The organism is Polymorphobacter megasporae (genome assembly GCF_018982885.2).
Classification (GTDB): domain Bacteria; phylum Pseudomonadota; class Alphaproteobacteria; order Sphingomonadales; family Sphingomonadaceae; genus Polymorphobacter_B; species Polymorphobacter_B megasporae.
This window is the reverse complement of sequence record NZ_CP081848.1, coordinates 1,799,502-1,814,708: the sequence shown is the minus strand read 5'-3', so window position 1 is coordinate 1,814,708 and position 15,207 is coordinate 1,799,502. Positions and strand designations below refer to the sequence as shown.

Here is a 15,207-nt window from a genome sequence, read left to right as displayed (position 1 = left end):
ACCCGACATGATCCCCAGACTGATCGACGCCGAAATTGCGCTCGCGCTGGTCGGGCTGCCCGGCTGGAACCGCGACGGCGATCATATCGTCCGCGCGTACAAGTTCGCCGACTTCACTCACGCCTTCGCGTTCATGACGCGCGTCGCCCTGCTCGCCGAAAAGGCCGATCACCACCCCGAATGGTCTAACGTCTACAACAAGCTCGAGGTGCGGCTGACGACCCACGACGCGGGCGGACTAACGCAGCGCGACGTCGATCTGGCGACAGCAATCGACGCGTAGGGCGGCGACGCGCCTTCTAGCTGATGTCTTCGGTCGGCGCGGTCGGCCCATTCTTCTTGATCGACTCGATCGCGTTCATCGCCGACGCCTTCGAAGAATAGCCTTCGGTCGAGAACATGACCTCGCTGTTGTATTTGAAGCGGACGCGGAACTCGCCCGCTTTATCCTTGTAGACCTCGAACTTGTGCGCCATCGCCGATTCTCCTGTCGAACGGCCTCAAGGTCACCCGACGCGTTTGTCGGGTCAAGCGCCGTGCAGCGTCAAGGCAGCAGCGCATAGACGACACACGCCGACGCCTGCAGCCGCTCCATCGGCGGTTGCAGAGTTATCTGGACGGTCTCGGCCGCCTGATCGAGCGACGGCGCGGGTGGCGGGGGTGGAGGCGGCGCGGGGGCCGCCATCATCATCCGCCCCGATACTCTGATGTCATTCGGTCGCTCGACATCGGTCGGCTGCGATCCGCCAACGTAGCTCGGCCAGCCGGCGAAGACCTGCGTCTGGCAGACCCCGCCGCTCAGATCGACGATCTTGGGTGCACCGAGCCGCCCGCCGCTCGCCTCGACCGACAGCCGCGCGCGATGGAGCGCGTCCTTCGCCGCTTCGCCCTGGAGCCACGTCTTTGTCGCGTTGTCGGGTTCGAGCGAGAAATACACCTGCGCGATCGAGGTCGGTTTCGCCGCGACGACGGTGCGATAAGCGCGTTCGAGCACCGCCATGTCGCGCACTGCGACCGACAGCACCGCAGTCACCTCGTAGCGGTCGATCTTGTCGGCACGCTCGTTGTCGACGAGCTTCCCGTCTTTCTCGCGGTACTGATCGTAGAGCGGGCGGGTGCGGAAGGTGGTCGTCAACTGAACGCGTTCGGCACCGAGCGCGCGGAGGCTCTGGTCGAGTTCGCGGACGCGCTTCGCCGCGGCGTTGCTCGCCGCCGTGACGTCGTGCTCGACCGCGCTGAACTGCGCGCTGAAGCTGGCGCGATTTGCCGGCACCTCGGTCCGGACTTCTCCGAGCGACGCGACCACCGGTTCGCGCATCCACCACGGCGCGGGAACGAAGCGCTGGCCGAGTTCGGCAGGCGGCACCTGCGCCACCGCCGGGCCGCCGATCAGCAGCGCGGCGGCGACCAGCGCGCGTTTCATCGCGGTGCCATGCGGATCGCGCCGTCGAGGCGGACATCTTCGCCGTTGAAGTAGGAGTTGCGGCACATCTCGAGCGCGAGGCTCGCATATTCGGGGGCGTTACCGAGCCGCTTGGGGAACGGCACCGACGCGGCGAGCGCATCCTTCACCTTGTCCGGCGCACCCTGCATCAGCGGCGTGTTGAAGATGCCGGGCAGGATCGTGTTGACGCGAATTCCTTCGCCCATCAGATCGCGCGCGATCGGCAGCGTCATGCCGACGACGCCGCCCTTCGACGCGCTATACGCCGCCTGCCCCATCTGCCCGTCCTCGGCGGCGACGCTCGCGGTGTTGACGATGCAGCCGCGCTCCCCGTCGGCCATCGGCTCGAGCGTCAGCATTCCTGCCGCCGACTTGGCGATGCAGCGGAAGGTGCCGATCAGGTTGATCTGGATGATCATGTTGAAGGCATCGAGCGGGAAGTGCTTGATCTCGCCGGTCTCGCGGCTCCGACTTGCGGTCTTCGCGGCGTTGCCGGTCCCGGCGCAGTTGATCAGGATTCGCTCCTGCCCGTGCGCCGAGCGGGCGCGGGCGAAGCCGGCGTCGACGTCGGCATCACTCGTCACATCGACCTTGCAGAACACGCCGCCGATCTCGGCCGCAACCGCCTCGCCCTTGCCGGCGTCGCGGTCGAAGATCGCGACCTTGACCCCCGCCGCCGCGAGCGCGCGTGCCGTCGCTTCGCCAAGTCCGCTCGCGCCGCCGGTCACTACCGCAGCACATCCATCGAGTTGCATGACGTCTCTCCCCAGAGGTTCGGCAGTGTCTATGCCCGGCTCGTCTGCCGGGTGCCAGCCCCTGAGCGGTCGCAGAAGCGATCAGCCGTCGAGCATCCGGCTGAGCTGGGTGACATCGGCGTCGAGTTCGCGGTCGGCGGCGCGCAGCTCGTCGATCCGCTTGACTGCATGCATCACCGTCGTGTGGTCGCGGTTGCCGAAGCGCCGCCCGATCTCGGGCAGCGAACGCGGAGTCAGCCGCTTGGCGAGGTACATCGCCACCTGCCGGGGACGCGCGATCTCGCGGGCGCGGCGAGCGGAAAGCAGGTCGGTCATCTTGACGTGGTAATAATCGGCGACCCGGCGCTGGATTTCCTCGATCGTCACCTTCTTCTCGTGCGACCGGAGCAGGTCGGCGAGCGTCTCGCGGGTGAAGTCGATCGTCACCGGCTTACCCACCAGGCGCGCGTAGGCGATCGTCCGGTTGAGCGCGCCTTCGAGCTCGCGGACGTTCGACGTGATTTTGCGCGCGAGGAAGTCTATCACCTCGTCGGGCACCGTCAGCGTCGGGCCGAGCTGGTCCTTTAGCCCGGCGACCTTGGCGTGGAGGATGTTCAGGCGCAGCTCGTAGTCGGCGGCATTGATATCCGCGACAAGGCCCCACGCCATCCGGCTGAGGATGCGGTCCTGGATGCCCTCGAGGTTCTGCGGGCTGCGGTCCGACGTGATCACCAGCCGCTTACCCGCGCTGATGATTTCGTTCATCGTGTGGAAGAATTCTTCCTGCGTCGATTCTTTGCCGGCGATGAACTGAACGTCGTCGATCATCAGCAGATCTACCGAGCGCAGCCGCTGCTTGAAGCTGATCGTGTCCTTCGCGCGGAGCGCGGCGAGGAAGTCGACCATGAACTTCTCGGCCGATAGATATGCGACCTTCGCGTTCGGATCGCGGGCGCGCAGCTCGCCGCCGATCGCGTGCATCAAATGGGTCTTGCCGAGCCCGGTGGTGCCGTGGAGGAACAACGGATTGAAGCTGATCGGGCCGCCGTCGGCCAGCGTTTTCGCGGCGTTGTACGCGAGTTCGTTCGACTTGCCGACGACGAAGCTGTCGAAGCTGTAGCGCGGCTCAAGCGGGAGACCGATGCACGCAGGGGCGGCGAGCGGAGCTGCTGCTTCAGCAACCGCTGCAACCTGCGGCTCGACGAGCTTCATCGACGGCACAACCGTCAAAACGACGTGGCGGATCGCCGGCATCTGCATAGCCCACAGCGTCCGCAGCCGATCGAGGAAGTGGTTGCTGATCCAGTCGGCAAGGAAGTGAGTCGGCACGGCGAGTCGGACTGCGTCGTCGTCGACTCCGGCGAGTGTCAGCGGACTGAGCCAATTGTCGAACGACCGGGCACCGCATTCATGGCGCAAGGCGGCGCGAATCATGTCCCACGCGCGGTCCAGTTCGACACCAGCGGGCTTGGGCATATGGTCGTCCAATGCTGCCGAATAGGTCCAGTTCGTCGCCATGAAGCTCCGCTCATCCTCCCCACCGGCACCATTTGGCGACCGGGTTGCGTGTGTTGCGGACATGCCTTCGCCCCCCGCCGGAAATGTGTTTCAACACATTCTCGGCGACCCGAATCGCAACCCTGATTTTGGGACAGTCCCCGTCCGGCGTCACTGCCGATAGAGGCTACTAACCACCCCCGCCGACCACGATCAAGGGTCGAAAATTCTCGTTTTCGCTAATAAATCCGTTGACACGGAAACACGCCAAAAAGGCTGCAAAGCGGCCAAACGACTGTATTTGAATGACAGGGCGATGACACCCGCATGACAGGCGAGTCGTACGAATACGGACAAGTCACTGTCGGCAAACACAACAAAGCCGCCCGACTCGAGCGGCTGTGTTGTCACATGACAGCGGCGGATTTCCCCACCGCTACGGGATCAGCCAAGCGCCTTGACGCGCTTTGCCAGCCGCGAGATTTTCCGCGCAACGGTGTTCTTGTGCATGACGCCCTTGGCGACGCCGCGCATCAGTTCGGGCTGCGCTGCAAGCAGGGCGGCCTTGGCCGATTCGGCGGTGCCGCCGTCGATCGCCGACTCAACCTTCTTGACGAAGGTACGGATGCGGCTGACGCGCGCCTTGTTGATCTCGGCGCGGCGATCGTTGCGGCGGATGCGCTTTTCGGCCTGGAGGGTATTCGCCATGGTCTTGCCTTCAAAATCCTGGTCGGCAGGCGCATTGTGGCCCCGCCGGGAGAGCGCGCCTGTTATAGGCGTGCGCCGCGAAGGTCAAGCTAACGCTGGCGATGGCGGCAGAAGAAGGTCGATCGCCCGCCCTGGACGATCCGCTCGACGATGCCGCGGCCGTCCGGGCAAGCCTCTCCCTCGCGGCCATAGACGCAGAACGACTTTTGGAAATAGCCGAGCGTGCCGTCGACCTGGACATGGTCGCGCAGGCTCGATCCCCCCGCCGCGATCGCCGCGTTGAGCGTCGTGTGGATCGCGGGAACGAGTGCCTTGAGCTTTGCCGCCGACACGCTGCCGGCGGGCCGCGCCGGGTCGATGCCCGCGATATACAGCGCCTCGCACGCATAGATGTTGCCGAGCCCGGCGATGATCCGCTGGTCGAGGAGGAGCGGCTTGATCGGCGCAATTCGCCCGGCGAACGCGGCTTTGAGATAGGCAGACGTCAGGCCCGGACCGAGCGGCTCAGGGCCGAGCGCGACGAACGCCGGATACGCCGCGACCTCGGCGGTCGGCACGAGGTCGAGCGAGCCGAAGCGCCGGGCATCGTTGAACGCCACCCTATGCCCGTCGCCGGTGGTGAAGACGGCATGGTCGTGCTTGCCGATCTCCGCCGGGTCGAGCCGCATCCGCCCCGACATGCCGAGGTGGAAGATCAGCGTGTCGCCGCGGTCGGTCGCGATCAGCCCGTATTTGGCGCGGCGCTCGATGCCGGTGATGACCGCGCCGGTCAGCCGCTGGACGAGCCCCTCGGGGAATGCGCGACGCAGGCCCTCGCGGTGGAGCTCGACGCGGGCGAGCCGCCGGCCGACGAGGACCGGGCGCAGGCCGCGAACGACGGTTTCGACTTCGGGGAGTTCGGGCATCGACGCGGCATATGGCGCGTTTGCCGCGGTGCCAACCCTCGGCTACGAACGCGGCCATGAACGATATGGTCAGCTACGGCTTCGAGGACGTCACCCCGAGCGAAAAGACGCGGCGCGTCACCAGCGTCTTCGAGCGCGTGGCGAAGCGCTACGACATCATGAACGACCTGATGTCGGGCGGCCTCCATCGCGGCTGGAAGGACGAATTCGTCCGCATGGTGAAGCCGCGCGCGGGTGAGGCAATCCTCGACATGGCGGGGGGCACCGGCGACATCGCCTTCCGGCTGGCGGCCAAGGGCGCGAGCGTCACCGTCGCCGACATCAACCCGGCGATGCTCGACGTCGGGCGCGAGCGCGCCGACAAGCGCGGGATCGAGGGGCTCACGTGGCGTGAGGAAAACGCCGAGACGCTGAGCTTCGCCGACGCGCGCTTCGACGCCTATACGATCGCGTTCGGCATCAGGAACGTCACCGACATCCCCGCCGCGCTGCGGTCGGCGCACCGCGTCCTCAAATACGGCGGGCGCTTCTTCTGCCTCGAATTCTCGACGACCGAATGGCCCGGGTTCGGTGCGGTCTACGATGCCTACTCTCACCGCGTCGTCCCGCAAATCGGCAAGTACGTCGCGAAGGATGAGGAGGCGTACCGCTACCTCGTCGAAAGCATCCGCCGCTTCCCGCCGATGGCCGAGTTCGCCGCGATGATCGCCGCCGCCGGCTTCACGCGTGTCGCGACACGACCGATTCTCGGCGGGCTGGTGGCGATCCACAGCGGCTGGAAGGCGTGACCACCGCCGTCGTCCACGCGGCCCGGTTGCTGCGCTGGGGACGGATTCTGGCGAGCCACGGCGCGTTGCGCGAGATCGAGGCGAGCCCGCTCGCGCCGCCGATGCTGCGGCGGGTCGCGCGGATCGCGCGGATAGGCACCGGCGCCCCCAAGGTGCCCGATTATGCCGGAGCCTTCGCTGCGCTGGGGCCGGCGGCGATCAAGCTTGGTCAGGCGCTCGCGACTCGCCCCGACTTCATCGGTATGGCGGCGGCGGCCGACCTCGCGCGGTTGCAGGACGCCCTGCCCCCGGTCGCCTTCGCGCGGGTCGAGAAGACGCTCGATGCCGAGTTCGGCGCGCCGTGGTCGAGCCTGTTCACCTCGATCGATCCGGTATCGGTCGGCGCGGCCTCGATCGCGCAGGTCCATCGCGCGGTGACGACCGATGGGCGCGACGTCGCGGTCAAGATCCTCCGCCCCGACATCGAGACCGATGTCGCGCGCGCGATAGACACCTATGAGTGGGCGGCGGCGCGGCTCGAGCGCCAGGGCGGCGAGTTCGGCCGGCTGCGCCCGCGCGCAATCATCGCGAGCTTTAAGGCGTGGACCTTGGCAGAGCTCGACCTGCGGCGCGAGGCGGCGTCGGCGTCGGAGCTCAAAGCGGCGATGGCGGCAGAACCCGATTTTGTCGTGCCAGGGATCGATTGGGCGCGAACGACGCGGCGGGTGTTGACGATCGACTGGATCGACGGCGTCAAGCTGTCGGACCGCGCCGCCGTCGACGCGCTCGATGTCGACCGCCGTGCGCTCGCCGGGACGATGGTCCGCAGCTTCCTGCGCCAGGCGATCGCCGACGGCTTCTTCCACGCCGACATGCACCAGGGCAATCTATTCATCCTGCCCGGCGTCGGCGGGCACCCGGCGCGGATCGGGGTGATCGACTTCGGCATCATGGGGCGGCTCGACCGGCGCGCGCGGGTCTATCTCGCTGAAATCCTGTACGGGCTGCTGACCGGCAATTATCACCGCGTCGCCGAGATCCATTTCGAGGCGGGCTATGTCCCGCCGCACCACGACATCGGTGAATTCGCCACCGCGCTGCGCGCCGTCGGCGAGCCGATCCGCGGGTTGGCGGCGCGCGATATCTCGATCGCCAATCTGCTCGACGGGCTGTTCGCGATCACCCGCAGCTTCGACATGGCAGTCCAGCCGCACCTGCTGTTGCTGCAGAAGACGATGGTGATGGTCGAGGGCGTCGCGCTGACGCTCGATCCCGACGTCAATATGTGGGAGGTCGCCGAACCCTTCGTCCGCGAGTGGATGAAGGGCGAACTCGGGCCGCTATCGCGCGGGGCCGATGCGCTCGTCCTCGGGATGCGCGCACTGTCGCAACTGCCGCGAGTGTTCCGTCAGCTCGTTGCACGCGTGCCGATCGAGGGCGCCGCTCCCGCAGGGCCGCAGCTCCCCGAATTGGACGTCCCCGAGCTCGCAGTTCGCGCACGCTTGATGCCGGGCTGGTGGCTGGGGCTGCCGCTGGTGGCAGTTGGTATTGCCATTGGTGTCGCCGCGAAGGCGTTCTTTTAAGCGACGCCCGAGTTAGAGGCCGGCGGCACGGCGAATTCGATATTATAGCTGCAGTCGCCTGGATCGTGGCTCAGCGGCGCACGCATCTGCCGCGCCATGCCAGTTATGATCCGGACCGCAGGGGTTGCGCGGTCGACGAGAGCATCGTCGCAGAAAATCGCAGACTTGATCGAGAGGGTCGCGACGCCGTCTGAAATCGACCGCGCCTGGATCACAGCTTCCGCTGCCTTGGGCAGGCTCAGCCGCGCGGCCAGCGCGATGAGTTCGGTAATCAGGAACGCGACCGGAACCGCAGTGTCCTGCGCGACGACGATGCGGTCGACATCGACCTTGATCCGCGGCGTAATGCCCTCGGTCACGGCGATATTCTGTTCGAGCGCCGCCGACAGGTCGGTCGCCAGCGCGCGCAGGTCAACCCCGTGCGCTGCCTCGCCATCGTACATCCAACGGTGGACGAGCGCGAGCGCGCCGACCCGTGCTTGGATCGCCGAGTAAGCGCGGCCGACCTCGCTGCTCGTCGTTTCGCGCGCCTGCAGCGATAACAGGCTGGCGACGATCTGAAGGTTGTTCTTGACGCGGTGATGGACCTCGCGGGTCAACCGCTTCTGCTCGTCGAGCGCGCTGAGCATCGCGGCGTCGTGACGCGCGCTGTCGTTTGCCAGCCGGTCGAATGCGGCCGCGAGCGCGGTCATCTCGGCACTGAGATAATCGGTCGAGCCGATCCGGATCGTCGTCTCACCGGCGGTATAGCGTTCGACCGCCGCGCGCATCCGCGTCAACGGCTTGACGAGCAGCCGGTCAGCAACGAGCCAGCCGATCAACAGCGCCGCAAGCCACATCGTCAACGGCAAGGCGAGGCCGACCCAACGGCTGGCTGACACCTGTCCTGAATGGAACAGCAAGGCACGATACGCCGAAAGGGTGACGAAGGTCGCGAGCGCCCCCAGCGGCAGCAATGCCGCAGTCAACGCAACGATGACCTTCACCGACAGCGGCCATTCGTGGAGCTGGCGCACCAGCACTCTCGTCGCCGATCCCGTCATGCTCCGATCATCCAAAACCTAGCCAAGTCTGCGCAACAAATCCTCGAACGCCTGTGGCATCGGTTCGGCGGCAGCTTCGTCAAAAATTTGCCGCAGACGTGATCCGATTGCCTCAGCACGCTCTGTTGCCGGATGCGGACGGTCATGTGGGACGAGGGGTTGGGGGTCTGGCACTGCGGACGTCACTGTGAGCAGATCCCTAACGAACTGCGGATCGTGTATCGACTATCGTTACAAACCGGAAACAAAAAAGCGGTCCATCTGTTCGTTAGCCGTGCAAGCGTCTAAGGCACGTTCCAACCGTGCGGAACATACTGTTTTAATAAGGGACCCTCGATGTCGCTAGCTTCGGAAATTGCGCCACACCTGCCGTATCTCCGCCGTTACGCCCGTGCCTTGACCGGAAGCCAGAGCCACGGCGACGCTTTTGTCCGCGCGGCGCTTGAGGCGATTGTCAGCGCACCGGCCGATTTTCCGCGGGACGTCGATGCTCGGCTGGGCCTTTACAAGACGTTCCACGCGATCTGGTCGACGGCGAATGTCGATGTTGCCCCCGAGCCGACCACTGCCGCAGCCTTCGAGCGGGTCGCCCAGGACCGTCTCGCCGCGATCACGCCGCTGTCGCGCCAGGCTCTGCTGCTCACCGCGATGGAAGGCTTCACCAACGACGACGCCGCGTATCTGATCGACGCGACGCCTGCGGATGTCGCGAGCCTCGTCGCAGAGGCGCTTGCCGAAATCGACCGCCAGACCGCAACGCGCGTCCTCATCATCGAAGATGAGCCGATCATCGCGATGGACCTCGAATCGATCGTCCACGATCTTGGCCACGACGTCACCGGCGTCGCCGTCACCCGCGACGAAGCCGTCGCGCTGGCGAAGTCGGTCAAGCCCGGTCTCGTGCTCGCCGACATCCAGCTCGCCGACGCCAGCTCGGGGATCGACGCGGTCAAGGATATTCTCGCCGAATTCAGCGTGCCGGTGATCTTCATCACCGCCTTCCCCGAGCGCCTGCTGACCGGCGAGCGTCCCGAGCCGACCTTTCTGATCACCAAGCCGTTCCAGCGGTCGACGGTGAAGGCGGCGATCGCGCAGGCGCTCTTCTTTAATTCCACTGCCAGCTTCACGTCGTAAGAGAGGCTCGTGATGGAACCCAGCCAGAAGCCCGAAGAGCCGATCGTCCAGACCACGACCGAGTCGCGCGCCGGATCGAAGACGGTTGCCAACCGCAACGTGATGTTCATTTCGCTGGCGGTGGTGGTTATTGCATTTATCGCGCTGTTGCTCATTTATCGCTGACGGCGAGACGAAATCGCGCGCGATCCGGAGACGTTTTATGACCTATGTTGCCGGTAAGGCGCGCAACGCTACGCGCACGAAGGCCGCCGCGCCTGTGGTGCATTCCGATGCGGTACGCGATATCGGATCGTATTTGCGCACAGCCTTCGCCGACGCCGCCGATGCCGAACTTCCGCCGATGTTCGCCGACCTGCTGGCGAAGCTTGGCGAGGGTGAAGAAAAGGCTGTCTACGTTCGTCCCGAGGCGCTGTCGGACGGCGACTTCAAAACACAGCTCGCGCAGGTCATCCCGCATCTGCGCGCTTTCGGCCGATCACTGTCAGGTAGCCGCGATCTCGCCGACGATCTCGTGCAGGAAACTTTGCTTAAGGCGTGGGCGGCGCGCGATCGCTTTCAGGCTGGCACCAACATGCGCGCGTGGACCTTCATCATCCTGCGCAATCTGTTCCTCAGCCAGATGCGGCGTGCCCGCTTCAAGGGGGAGTGGGACGATTTCACTGCCGATCGGCTACTCGCAATGCCGGCCGGTCAGGACCGCCAGATCGACTTGTCCGACCTCCAGCGCGGGCTCCTTCAGCTCCCGCAGGCGCAGCGTGAGGCGTTGATCCTCGTCGGTGCGGGTGGCTTTGCCTATGAGGAAGCGGCGTCGATCTGCAACTGCGCGGTCGGCACGATCAAGAGCCGCGTCGCTCGTGGACGTGCCGCGCTTGAGATCATCCTCAACGAGGGCCTGCTGCCGTCGCGCCGTCTCGACGCGCCGACCGAAGGTGTATCGCCGCTCAACCAGATCATGGGCCAAGTCGACAGCCTTGCGCGGGGGTAGTTAGCGAAGATCGACGATCGATTCGAAGCCGCCGAATATCAGCCGCTTGCCGTCGAACGTCGGCGTCGCGCCCATCTTCCGCGGAGCGCTGCGCATCTTGTCCATTGTTGCGTCCCGCGCGGTCTTGTCGGACCCTCAGATTCGGGCAAGGGCGCCCGTCTCATCGGCGGTAGCTTACACGGCCCTATGAAGGTCGGTCGTCGTCCCGGTGTGAGCGTAGTCGCCCCATTCTCCGAGAATGCGGATAGCGATTTACTCAAGGAAAATTAAGTCGGTTGTTCGCTTATGATCGACGAATGCGTCGCGGTTTGCGCACGGTAAGCCGATGACGAAGCTGTCGATACATGCGGCGGCTAGCCCTTGATCGGTGTCGCGATCGACCAGACATGGCCGAACGGATCGCTTACATGGCCGTAGCGGTCGCCCCAGAACATATCCTGCAGCGGCATCCGAACCGTCGCCCCCGCAGCGACTGCGCGGTCGAACCATGCGTCGGCGTCGTCGACCTGGAGATGGAGGACCGTTCTCGCCGGCGGTCCTTCGGGGGTCGCCCCGGGACCTTTGTATTCGGGAAAATCGTCGCTGAGCATCAGCGACGCGCCGTTGATCTCGAGATGAGCGTGCATCAACCGGACACCATCCTCAGCAAGCATCCGGACACGTTCCTCAGCGCCGAAAGCCGCCTTATAGAAGTCGATCGCCTCAGCGGCGCGGTTATCGAGTATTACGATGTGCGGGGTCAGGCCACTCGTCGGCCCTTGGTTGACAGTCGCCATTTCCTTACCCCCATCGAATGTCTCTGCGACAATCTATCATAGTCTCATGTCGGGACTAAGTGAATTTGGACCGGCTGGGTGACGCGCCGCGCGGAAACCGCCACAATCGCACGATGACGCCGTCCGCGCTCACCGCCGCTGTTACGCTCGCCGAAGCGAATTCGCCGTATCTAAAGGGCTTGCTGCGAAGACGCGCCGCGACGCTGACTGAGATCGAGACTCATGGCTTCGATGCGGCGTTGGCAGCAGCAATGGTGCTAGACGACACGGTGTCGGTCGAAATCGGGTTGCGATCCGCCAAGGCCGACGTCGCGTTGATTACTGCACTTGCCGACCTTTCGGGCGAATGGCCGCTCGAACGCGTCACCGCGGCGTTGTCGAACTTCGCCGATCTCGCGCTCAATGCCGCCATTGCCGCGGCACTCGCCGAGCGCGGGGCACCGAACGCCGGATTTGTCGCCATCGCGCTCGGCAAGCTCGGCAGCCACGAGCTCAATTATTCGTCCGACGTCGACCTGATCCTGCTCTACGACTCGGTCCCGCTCCGCCCGCGCGAGGACCCCGCCGAAGCCGCGGTCCGCATCGCCCGGCGGATCGTCGCGATCATGCACGACCGCACCGCCGACGGCTATGTCTTCCGCGTCGACCTGCGGCTGCGCCCGTCGTCGGAGATCACGCCGATCGCAATGCCCGTCGCTGCCGCCGAGAATTATTACCAGTCCGATGCCGAGACGTGGGAGCGGACAGCGTTCATCCGCGCGCGGGCGTGTGCCGGCGACATCGCGCTCGGCCAGCGCTTCCTCGCCGCGATCCGGCCCTTCGTGTGGCGGCGGAGCCTTGATTATACCGCTATCCGCGACATCAAGGCCGTGTCGCTCCGCATCCGCGACCATTTCGAAAGCGGACAGGCCGTCGGGCCGCGCTTCGACCTCAAGCGCGGGCGCGGCGGCATCCGCGAGGTCGAGTTCTTCACCCAGATCCACCAACTCGTCTGGGGCGGTCGTGACGTAGCGCTACAAGCCCCGGCGACGCTCGATGCGCTGGGTGCGCTCACCGCCGCCGGCCGGATCGATGCCGATGACAACGCGACGCTCGGCGATGCGTATCGCTGGCTGCGGACGCTCGAACACCGGCTCCAGATGATCGGCGACGAGCAGACACACAGCATCCCGGCGACGCTCGGGCAGCGGCAGGCGTGGGCGCGGCTGAGCAGCTTCGCTGGGCCGCAGGAACTGATGCGACAGCTGCGGATGGTGACCGCGCAGGTCGCGCGGCGCTACGACCGGCTGATCGCCGACGCCGACATTGACACCCCGCAAATTCCCGCCGACCCGAGCGGCTGGTGCAAGCGCAACAAGGTCGCCCCGGCCTTCGTGCCCTTGATCGCGAAATGGCGGAGCGGGCGGTATCGCGCGCTGCGATCGGACGACGCAAAGCGCGCGTTCGAGGCACTCCTCCCCGACCTGCTCAAGGCGTTGGCGCTGGCCGTCGACCCGGCGCACGCGGCGTCGCGGCTCGATACCTTCCTCGCCGATCTTCCCGCCGGGGTGCAGTTCTTCGCGCTGATGGCGGCGAACCCGAAGCTTCTCCCCCTGCTCGGACGGGTTCTCGGCATTGCCCCGGTGCTGGCCGATTCCCTCGCCCGCCGTCCCGCGCTGTTCGATTCGTTACTCGCGCGCGACAGTTTCGCCCCGCTATCGGGTATTGCGGCGCTGAGCGCTGAGTTAACCGCCTCTGTGGGCGCGGGCACGTTCGAGCAGCGACTCGACCGGACGCGGCTGTGGACCGCCGACCGCCGTTTCCAGCTCGGCGCGCAATTGATCGAGGGACGCGACCCGCTCTGTATCGGCGCCGACCTCAGCGACGTCGCCGATGCGGCCGTCGCGACGCTTGCTGATGCCGTCGTCGCCGACTTCGCGGAGAGCCACGGCGCCGTTCCCGGCTGCCGCCTCGTTGTTCTCGGACTCGGGCGCTACGGTGGGCGGGCGCTGACGCACGCGTCGGACCTCGACCTCGTCTACCTGTTCACCGGCCACCACGCCGCCGAATCGACCGGCGCGAAGCCGTTGGCGGCGACCGTCTGGTTCCAGCGCGTCGCCGCACGGCTGACGGCGGCGCTGTCGGTTCCGACCGCCGCCGGGGCGTTGTATGAGGTCGATACGCGGCTGCGTCCGTCGGGCGCGAAGGGACTGCTCGCAGTCACCGTCGCCAGCTTCGCGCGCTATCAGTCGACCGAGGCCGAGACGTGGGAACACATGGCGTTGTGCCGCGCGCGGATCGTCGCAGGAGCGGCGGCCGATCGTGCCGACGTCGAAACTGTGATCGCCGCGATCCTCGATCGCCCGCGCGACCCGGCGACGCTCCGCCGCGACGTGCTGTCGATGCGCCGCGACATCAGCGCAGCGAAGCCCGGCGGTGGGACTTGGGACGTCAAGCTCGGCGCGGGCGGGCTCGTCGATCTAGAGTTTATCGTTCACTTCCTCCAGCTTCGGGATCGCATCGCCGTGACCCCCGATCTGCGCGCCGCGCTCGTCGCACTGGTGGCGGCAGGGCGAGTTCCGGACGATCTGATTGCAGCACACGACACGCTGACCCGCGTCCTCGCCCTCCTCCGTCTCGTCGTGACGGGGGCGCTGCCGAAGCGTTTCACGCAGCCGGTCGAGGCGTTGCTCGCCGGAGCGGCAGGTGCGACCGATTTTCCCGCCGCCGAGGCCACGCTCGGACTCGCCAAGGCGGCGGTTCGTGCGGCATGGAGCGACATATTCAACCTTCGGGGAGACTGACGATGGATATTGGCGACACTGCGCCAGCGTTCGACCTAGCGACCGATACCGGCACGAACGCTTCACTCGCGAAGCTCGCGGGCAAAAAGGTCGTCCTGTATTTCTATCCGAAAGACGACACGCCGGGGTGCACCACCGAGGCAATCGCCTTTACGGGCTTGAAGGACGAATTCTCCGCCGCTGATACCGTCGTCGTCGGCGTATCGAAGGACTCGATCACCGCCCACGCCAAGTTCCGGAAGAAACATGACCTCGGCGTCGAACTCGCGGCCGATCCCGATGGATCGGTCGTCGCAGCGTATGGCGCGTGGGTCGAGAAGAGTATGTACGGCAAGAAATATATGGGGATCGACCGCGCGACCTTCCTCATCGACCGCGACGGCAAGCTCGCCGCGGTCTGGCGCAAGGTCAAGGTGCCGGGCCACGCCGCGGCAGTGCTCAAGGCGGCGCAGGACCTCGGATGATGCGAACGGCCCTCGCCGTCGCCGCCGCGATGCTGGCCGGCGACGCGAGCGCCTTGCCCGCCGATCGACTCGCGACCTTGATTGGTGATCGTATCGCGGGGACACCGGTCGACTGCATCGACCGGCTCGACATCGATAAGGTCCACATCGTCGACGGCGGCATCGTCTACGAGATGAAGACCGGTGGCGTATCGTACCTCAACCGCCCGTCGTCGGGGGCCAATTTCATCCACGACGGCGTCAGCCTCAGGCTCGACTTCGCCGAACCCAGGCTGTGCCGCGACGAGCCAGTTGGGGTGGTCAACGAGAATTCTAGGGCAACGATCGCGCGCGCCAGGCTCGGCAACTTCGTGCCGTATCGCCGCCCGGTCGTGCCCTGAG

18 protein-coding genes are annotated in these 15,207 nt (G+C 65.9%); 9 read left to right on the top strand and 9 right to left on the bottom strand.

Translation table 11 applies throughout. The annotated features are described in order from the left end of the window. Window positions 1-7: 7 nt before the first annotated feature. On the top strand, window positions 8-283 hold the full coding sequence (locus KTC28_RS08560; RefSeq protein ID WP_216708510.1) for a 4a-hydroxytetrahydrobiopterin dehydratase: 276 nt from the start codon (window positions 8-10) through the stop codon (window positions 281-283). A 16-nt stretch (window positions 284-299) separates the two neighbouring features. Here KTC28_RS08560 and KTC28_RS08555 read toward each other — a convergent pair whose 3' ends face one another. The 6 genes from KTC28_RS08555 to mutM all read right to left on the bottom strand — a co-directional run bounded on the left by KTC28_RS08555 (window position 300) and on the right by mutM (window position 5,288). Next, window positions 300-476 carry a YegP family protein gene (locus tag KTC28_RS08555; protein ID WP_216708509.1) on the bottom strand — a complete coding sequence of 59 codons (177 nt, stop codon included), beginning with the start codon at window positions 474-476 and terminating at the stop codon, window positions 300-302. A gap of 68 nt (window positions 477-544) precedes the next feature. Then, a complete protein-coding gene (locus tag KTC28_RS08550) occupies window positions 545-1,423 on the bottom strand; it encodes an SIMPL domain-containing protein (RefSeq protein ID WP_216708508.1) in 879 nt (292 codons plus the stop codon). Continuing rightward, window positions 1,420-2,199 (bottom strand): SDR family NAD(P)-dependent oxidoreductase, encoded by a 780-nt coding sequence (locus KTC28_RS08545; protein ID WP_216708507.1) that lies wholly within the window; start codon window positions 2,197-2,199, stop codon window positions 1,420-1,422. The genes KTC28_RS08550 and KTC28_RS08545 overlap by 4 nt, the downstream gene beginning before the upstream one ends. A gap of 81 nt (window positions 2,200-2,280) precedes the next feature. Next, entirely contained in the window at window positions 2,281-3,654 is a 1,374-nt protein-coding gene (gene dnaA / locus KTC28_RS08540; protein ID WP_216708877.1) for a chromosomal replication initiator protein DnaA, read from the bottom strand. Between the two features lie 465 nt (window positions 3,655-4,119). Next, on the bottom strand, window positions 4,120-4,383 hold the full coding sequence (gene rpsT / locus KTC28_RS08535; RefSeq protein ID WP_216708506.1) for a 30S ribosomal protein S20: 264 nt from the start codon (window positions 4,381-4,383) through the stop codon (window positions 4,120-4,122). An 89-nt stretch (window positions 4,384-4,472) separates the two neighbouring features. Further along, a complete protein-coding gene (gene mutM, locus KTC28_RS08530) occupies window positions 4,473-5,288 on the bottom strand; it encodes a bifunctional DNA-formamidopyrimidine glycosylase/DNA-(apurinic or apyrimidinic site) lyase (protein WP_216708505.1) in 816 nt (271 codons plus the stop codon). Window positions 5,289-5,344: 56 nt separating this feature from the next. Between mutM and KTC28_RS08525 the strand changes: the two genes are divergently transcribed. Continuing rightward, window positions 5,345-6,076: a class I SAM-dependent methyltransferase gene (locus tag KTC28_RS08525; protein WP_216708504.1), complete on the top strand. Its 732-nt coding sequence runs from the start codon at window positions 5,345-5,347 to the stop codon at window positions 6,074-6,076. Continuing rightward, window positions 6,073-7,638 carry a 2-polyprenylphenol 6-hydroxylase gene (ubiB, locus tag KTC28_RS08520; protein ID WP_216708503.1) on the top strand — a complete coding sequence of 522 codons (1,566 nt, stop codon included), beginning with the start codon at window positions 6,073-6,075 and terminating at the stop codon, window positions 7,636-7,638. The genes KTC28_RS08525 and ubiB overlap by 4 nt, the downstream gene beginning before the upstream one ends. Here ubiB and KTC28_RS08515 read toward each other — a convergent pair. Further along, the gene (locus KTC28_RS08515; RefSeq protein WP_216708502.1) at window positions 7,635-8,654 is read right to left on the bottom strand and encodes a sensor histidine kinase; all 1,020 of its coding nucleotides are present in this window, start codon (window positions 8,652-8,654) and stop codon (window positions 7,635-7,637) included. The genes ubiB and KTC28_RS08515 overlap by 4 nt on opposite strands. 45 nt (window positions 8,655-8,699) lie before the next feature. Continuing rightward, the gene (locus tag KTC28_RS23275) at window positions 8,700-8,855 is read right to left on the bottom strand and encodes a NepR family anti-sigma factor (protein WP_219775401.1); all 156 of its coding nucleotides are present in this window, start codon (window positions 8,853-8,855) and stop codon (window positions 8,700-8,702) included. A 162-nt stretch (window positions 8,856-9,017) separates the two neighbouring features. Here KTC28_RS23275 and KTC28_RS08505 point away from each other — a divergent pair, with 162 nt between their 5' ends. The 3 genes from KTC28_RS08505 to KTC28_RS08495 all read left to right on the top strand — a co-directional run bounded on the left by KTC28_RS08505 (window position 9,018) and on the right by KTC28_RS08495 (window position 10,803). Beyond that, the gene (locus KTC28_RS08505) at window positions 9,018-9,815 is read left to right on the top strand and encodes a response regulator (protein ID WP_216708500.1); all 798 of its coding nucleotides are present in this window, start codon (window positions 9,018-9,020) and stop codon (window positions 9,813-9,815) included. Between the two features lie 12 nt (window positions 9,816-9,827). Continuing rightward, window positions 9,828-9,980 (top strand): hypothetical protein, encoded by a 153-nt coding sequence (locus KTC28_RS08500; protein WP_216708499.1) that lies wholly within the window; start codon window positions 9,828-9,830, stop codon window positions 9,978-9,980. A gap of 178 nt (window positions 9,981-10,158) precedes the next feature. Continuing rightward, a complete protein-coding gene (locus KTC28_RS08495; protein ID WP_216708876.1) occupies window positions 10,159-10,803 on the top strand; it encodes a sigma-70 family RNA polymerase sigma factor in 645 nt (214 codons plus the stop codon). Between the two features lie 353 nt (window positions 10,804-11,156). Here KTC28_RS08495 and KTC28_RS08490 read toward each other — a convergent pair whose 3' ends face one another. After that, entirely contained in the window at window positions 11,157-11,579 is a 423-nt protein-coding gene (locus KTC28_RS08490; RefSeq protein WP_216708498.1) for a VOC family protein, read from the bottom strand. Between the two features lie 113 nt (window positions 11,580-11,692). On the opposite strand from KTC28_RS08490, the gene KTC28_RS08485 reads away from it, so the two are divergent. Genes KTC28_RS08485 through KTC28_RS08475 form a run of 3 tightly spaced genes read left to right on the top strand, consistent with a single transcriptional unit; the run spans window position 11,693 to window position 15,206 of the window. Next, window positions 11,693-14,362 carry a bifunctional [glutamine synthetase] adenylyltransferase/[glutamine synthetase]-adenylyl-L-tyrosine phosphorylase gene (locus KTC28_RS08485; RefSeq protein ID WP_216708497.1) on the top strand — a complete coding sequence of 890 codons (2,670 nt, stop codon included), beginning with the start codon at window positions 11,693-11,695 and terminating at the stop codon, window positions 14,360-14,362. Window positions 14,363-14,364: 2 nt separating this feature from the next. Beyond that, window positions 14,365-14,826 carry a peroxiredoxin gene (locus KTC28_RS08480; RefSeq protein ID WP_216708496.1) on the top strand — a complete coding sequence of 154 codons (462 nt, stop codon included), beginning with the start codon at window positions 14,365-14,367 and terminating at the stop codon, window positions 14,824-14,826. Continuing rightward, the gene (locus tag KTC28_RS08475) at window positions 14,823-15,206 is read left to right on the top strand and encodes a hypothetical protein (protein WP_216708495.1); all 384 of its coding nucleotides are present in this window, start codon (window positions 14,823-14,825) and stop codon (window positions 15,204-15,206) included. The genes KTC28_RS08480 and KTC28_RS08475 overlap by 4 nt, the downstream gene beginning before the upstream one ends. The last annotated feature ends 1 nt before the right edge of the window (window position 15,207 follow it).

What these genes read in the sequence shown, in the direction of transcription:
- KTC28_RS08560 (WP_216708510.1), top strand. Translation starts at nt 8, where the DNA reads ATGATCCCCAGACTGATCGACGCCGAAATTGCGCTCGCGCTGGTCGGG.
- KTC28_RS08555 (WP_216708509.1), bottom strand. Translation starts at nt 476, where the DNA reads ATGGCGCACAAGTTCGAGGTCTACAAGGATAAAGCGGGCGAGTTCCGC.
- KTC28_RS08550 (WP_216708508.1), bottom strand. Translation starts at nt 1,423, where the DNA reads ATGAAACGCGCGCTGGTCGCCGCCGCGCTGCTGATCGGCGGCCCGGCG.
- KTC28_RS08545 (WP_216708507.1), bottom strand. Translation starts at nt 2,199, where the DNA reads ATGCAACTCGATGGATGTGCTGCGGTAGTGACCGGCGGCGCGAGCGGA.
- dnaA (WP_216708877.1), bottom strand. Translation starts at nt 3,654, where the DNA reads ATGCCCAAGCCCGCTGGTGTCGAACTGGACCGCGCGTGGGACATGATT.
- rpsT (WP_216708506.1), bottom strand. Translation starts at nt 4,383, where the DNA reads ATGGCGAATACCCTCCAGGCCGAAAAGCGCATCCGCCGCAACGATCGC.
- mutM (WP_216708505.1), bottom strand. Translation starts at nt 5,288, where the DNA reads ATGCCCGAACTCCCCGAAGTCGAAACCGTCGTTCGCGGCCTGCGCCCG.
- KTC28_RS08525 (WP_216708504.1), top strand. Translation starts at nt 5,345, where the DNA reads ATGAACGATATGGTCAGCTACGGCTTCGAGGACGTCACCCCGAGCGAA.
- KTC28_RS08505 (WP_216708500.1), top strand. Translation starts at nt 9,018, where the DNA reads ATGTCGCTAGCTTCGGAAATTGCGCCACACCTGCCGTATCTCCGCCGT.
- KTC28_RS08500 (WP_216708499.1), top strand. Translation starts at nt 9,828, where the DNA reads ATGGAACCCAGCCAGAAGCCCGAAGAGCCGATCGTCCAGACCACGACC.
- KTC28_RS08495 (WP_216708876.1), top strand. Translation starts at nt 10,159, where the DNA reads ATGTTCGCCGACCTGCTGGCGAAGCTTGGCGAGGGTGAAGAAAAGGCT.
- KTC28_RS08490 (WP_216708498.1), bottom strand. Translation starts at nt 11,579, where the DNA reads ATGGCGACTGTCAACCAAGGGCCGACGAGTGGCCTGACCCCGCACATC.
- KTC28_RS08485 (WP_216708497.1), top strand. Translation starts at nt 11,693, where the DNA reads ATGACGCCGTCCGCGCTCACCGCCGCTGTTACGCTCGCCGAAGCGAAT.
- KTC28_RS08480 (WP_216708496.1), top strand. Translation starts at nt 14,365, where the DNA reads ATGGATATTGGCGACACTGCGCCAGCGTTCGACCTAGCGACCGATACC.
- KTC28_RS08475 (WP_216708495.1), top strand. Translation starts at nt 14,823, where the DNA reads ATGATGCGAACGGCCCTCGCCGTCGCCGCCGCGATGCTGGCCGGCGAC.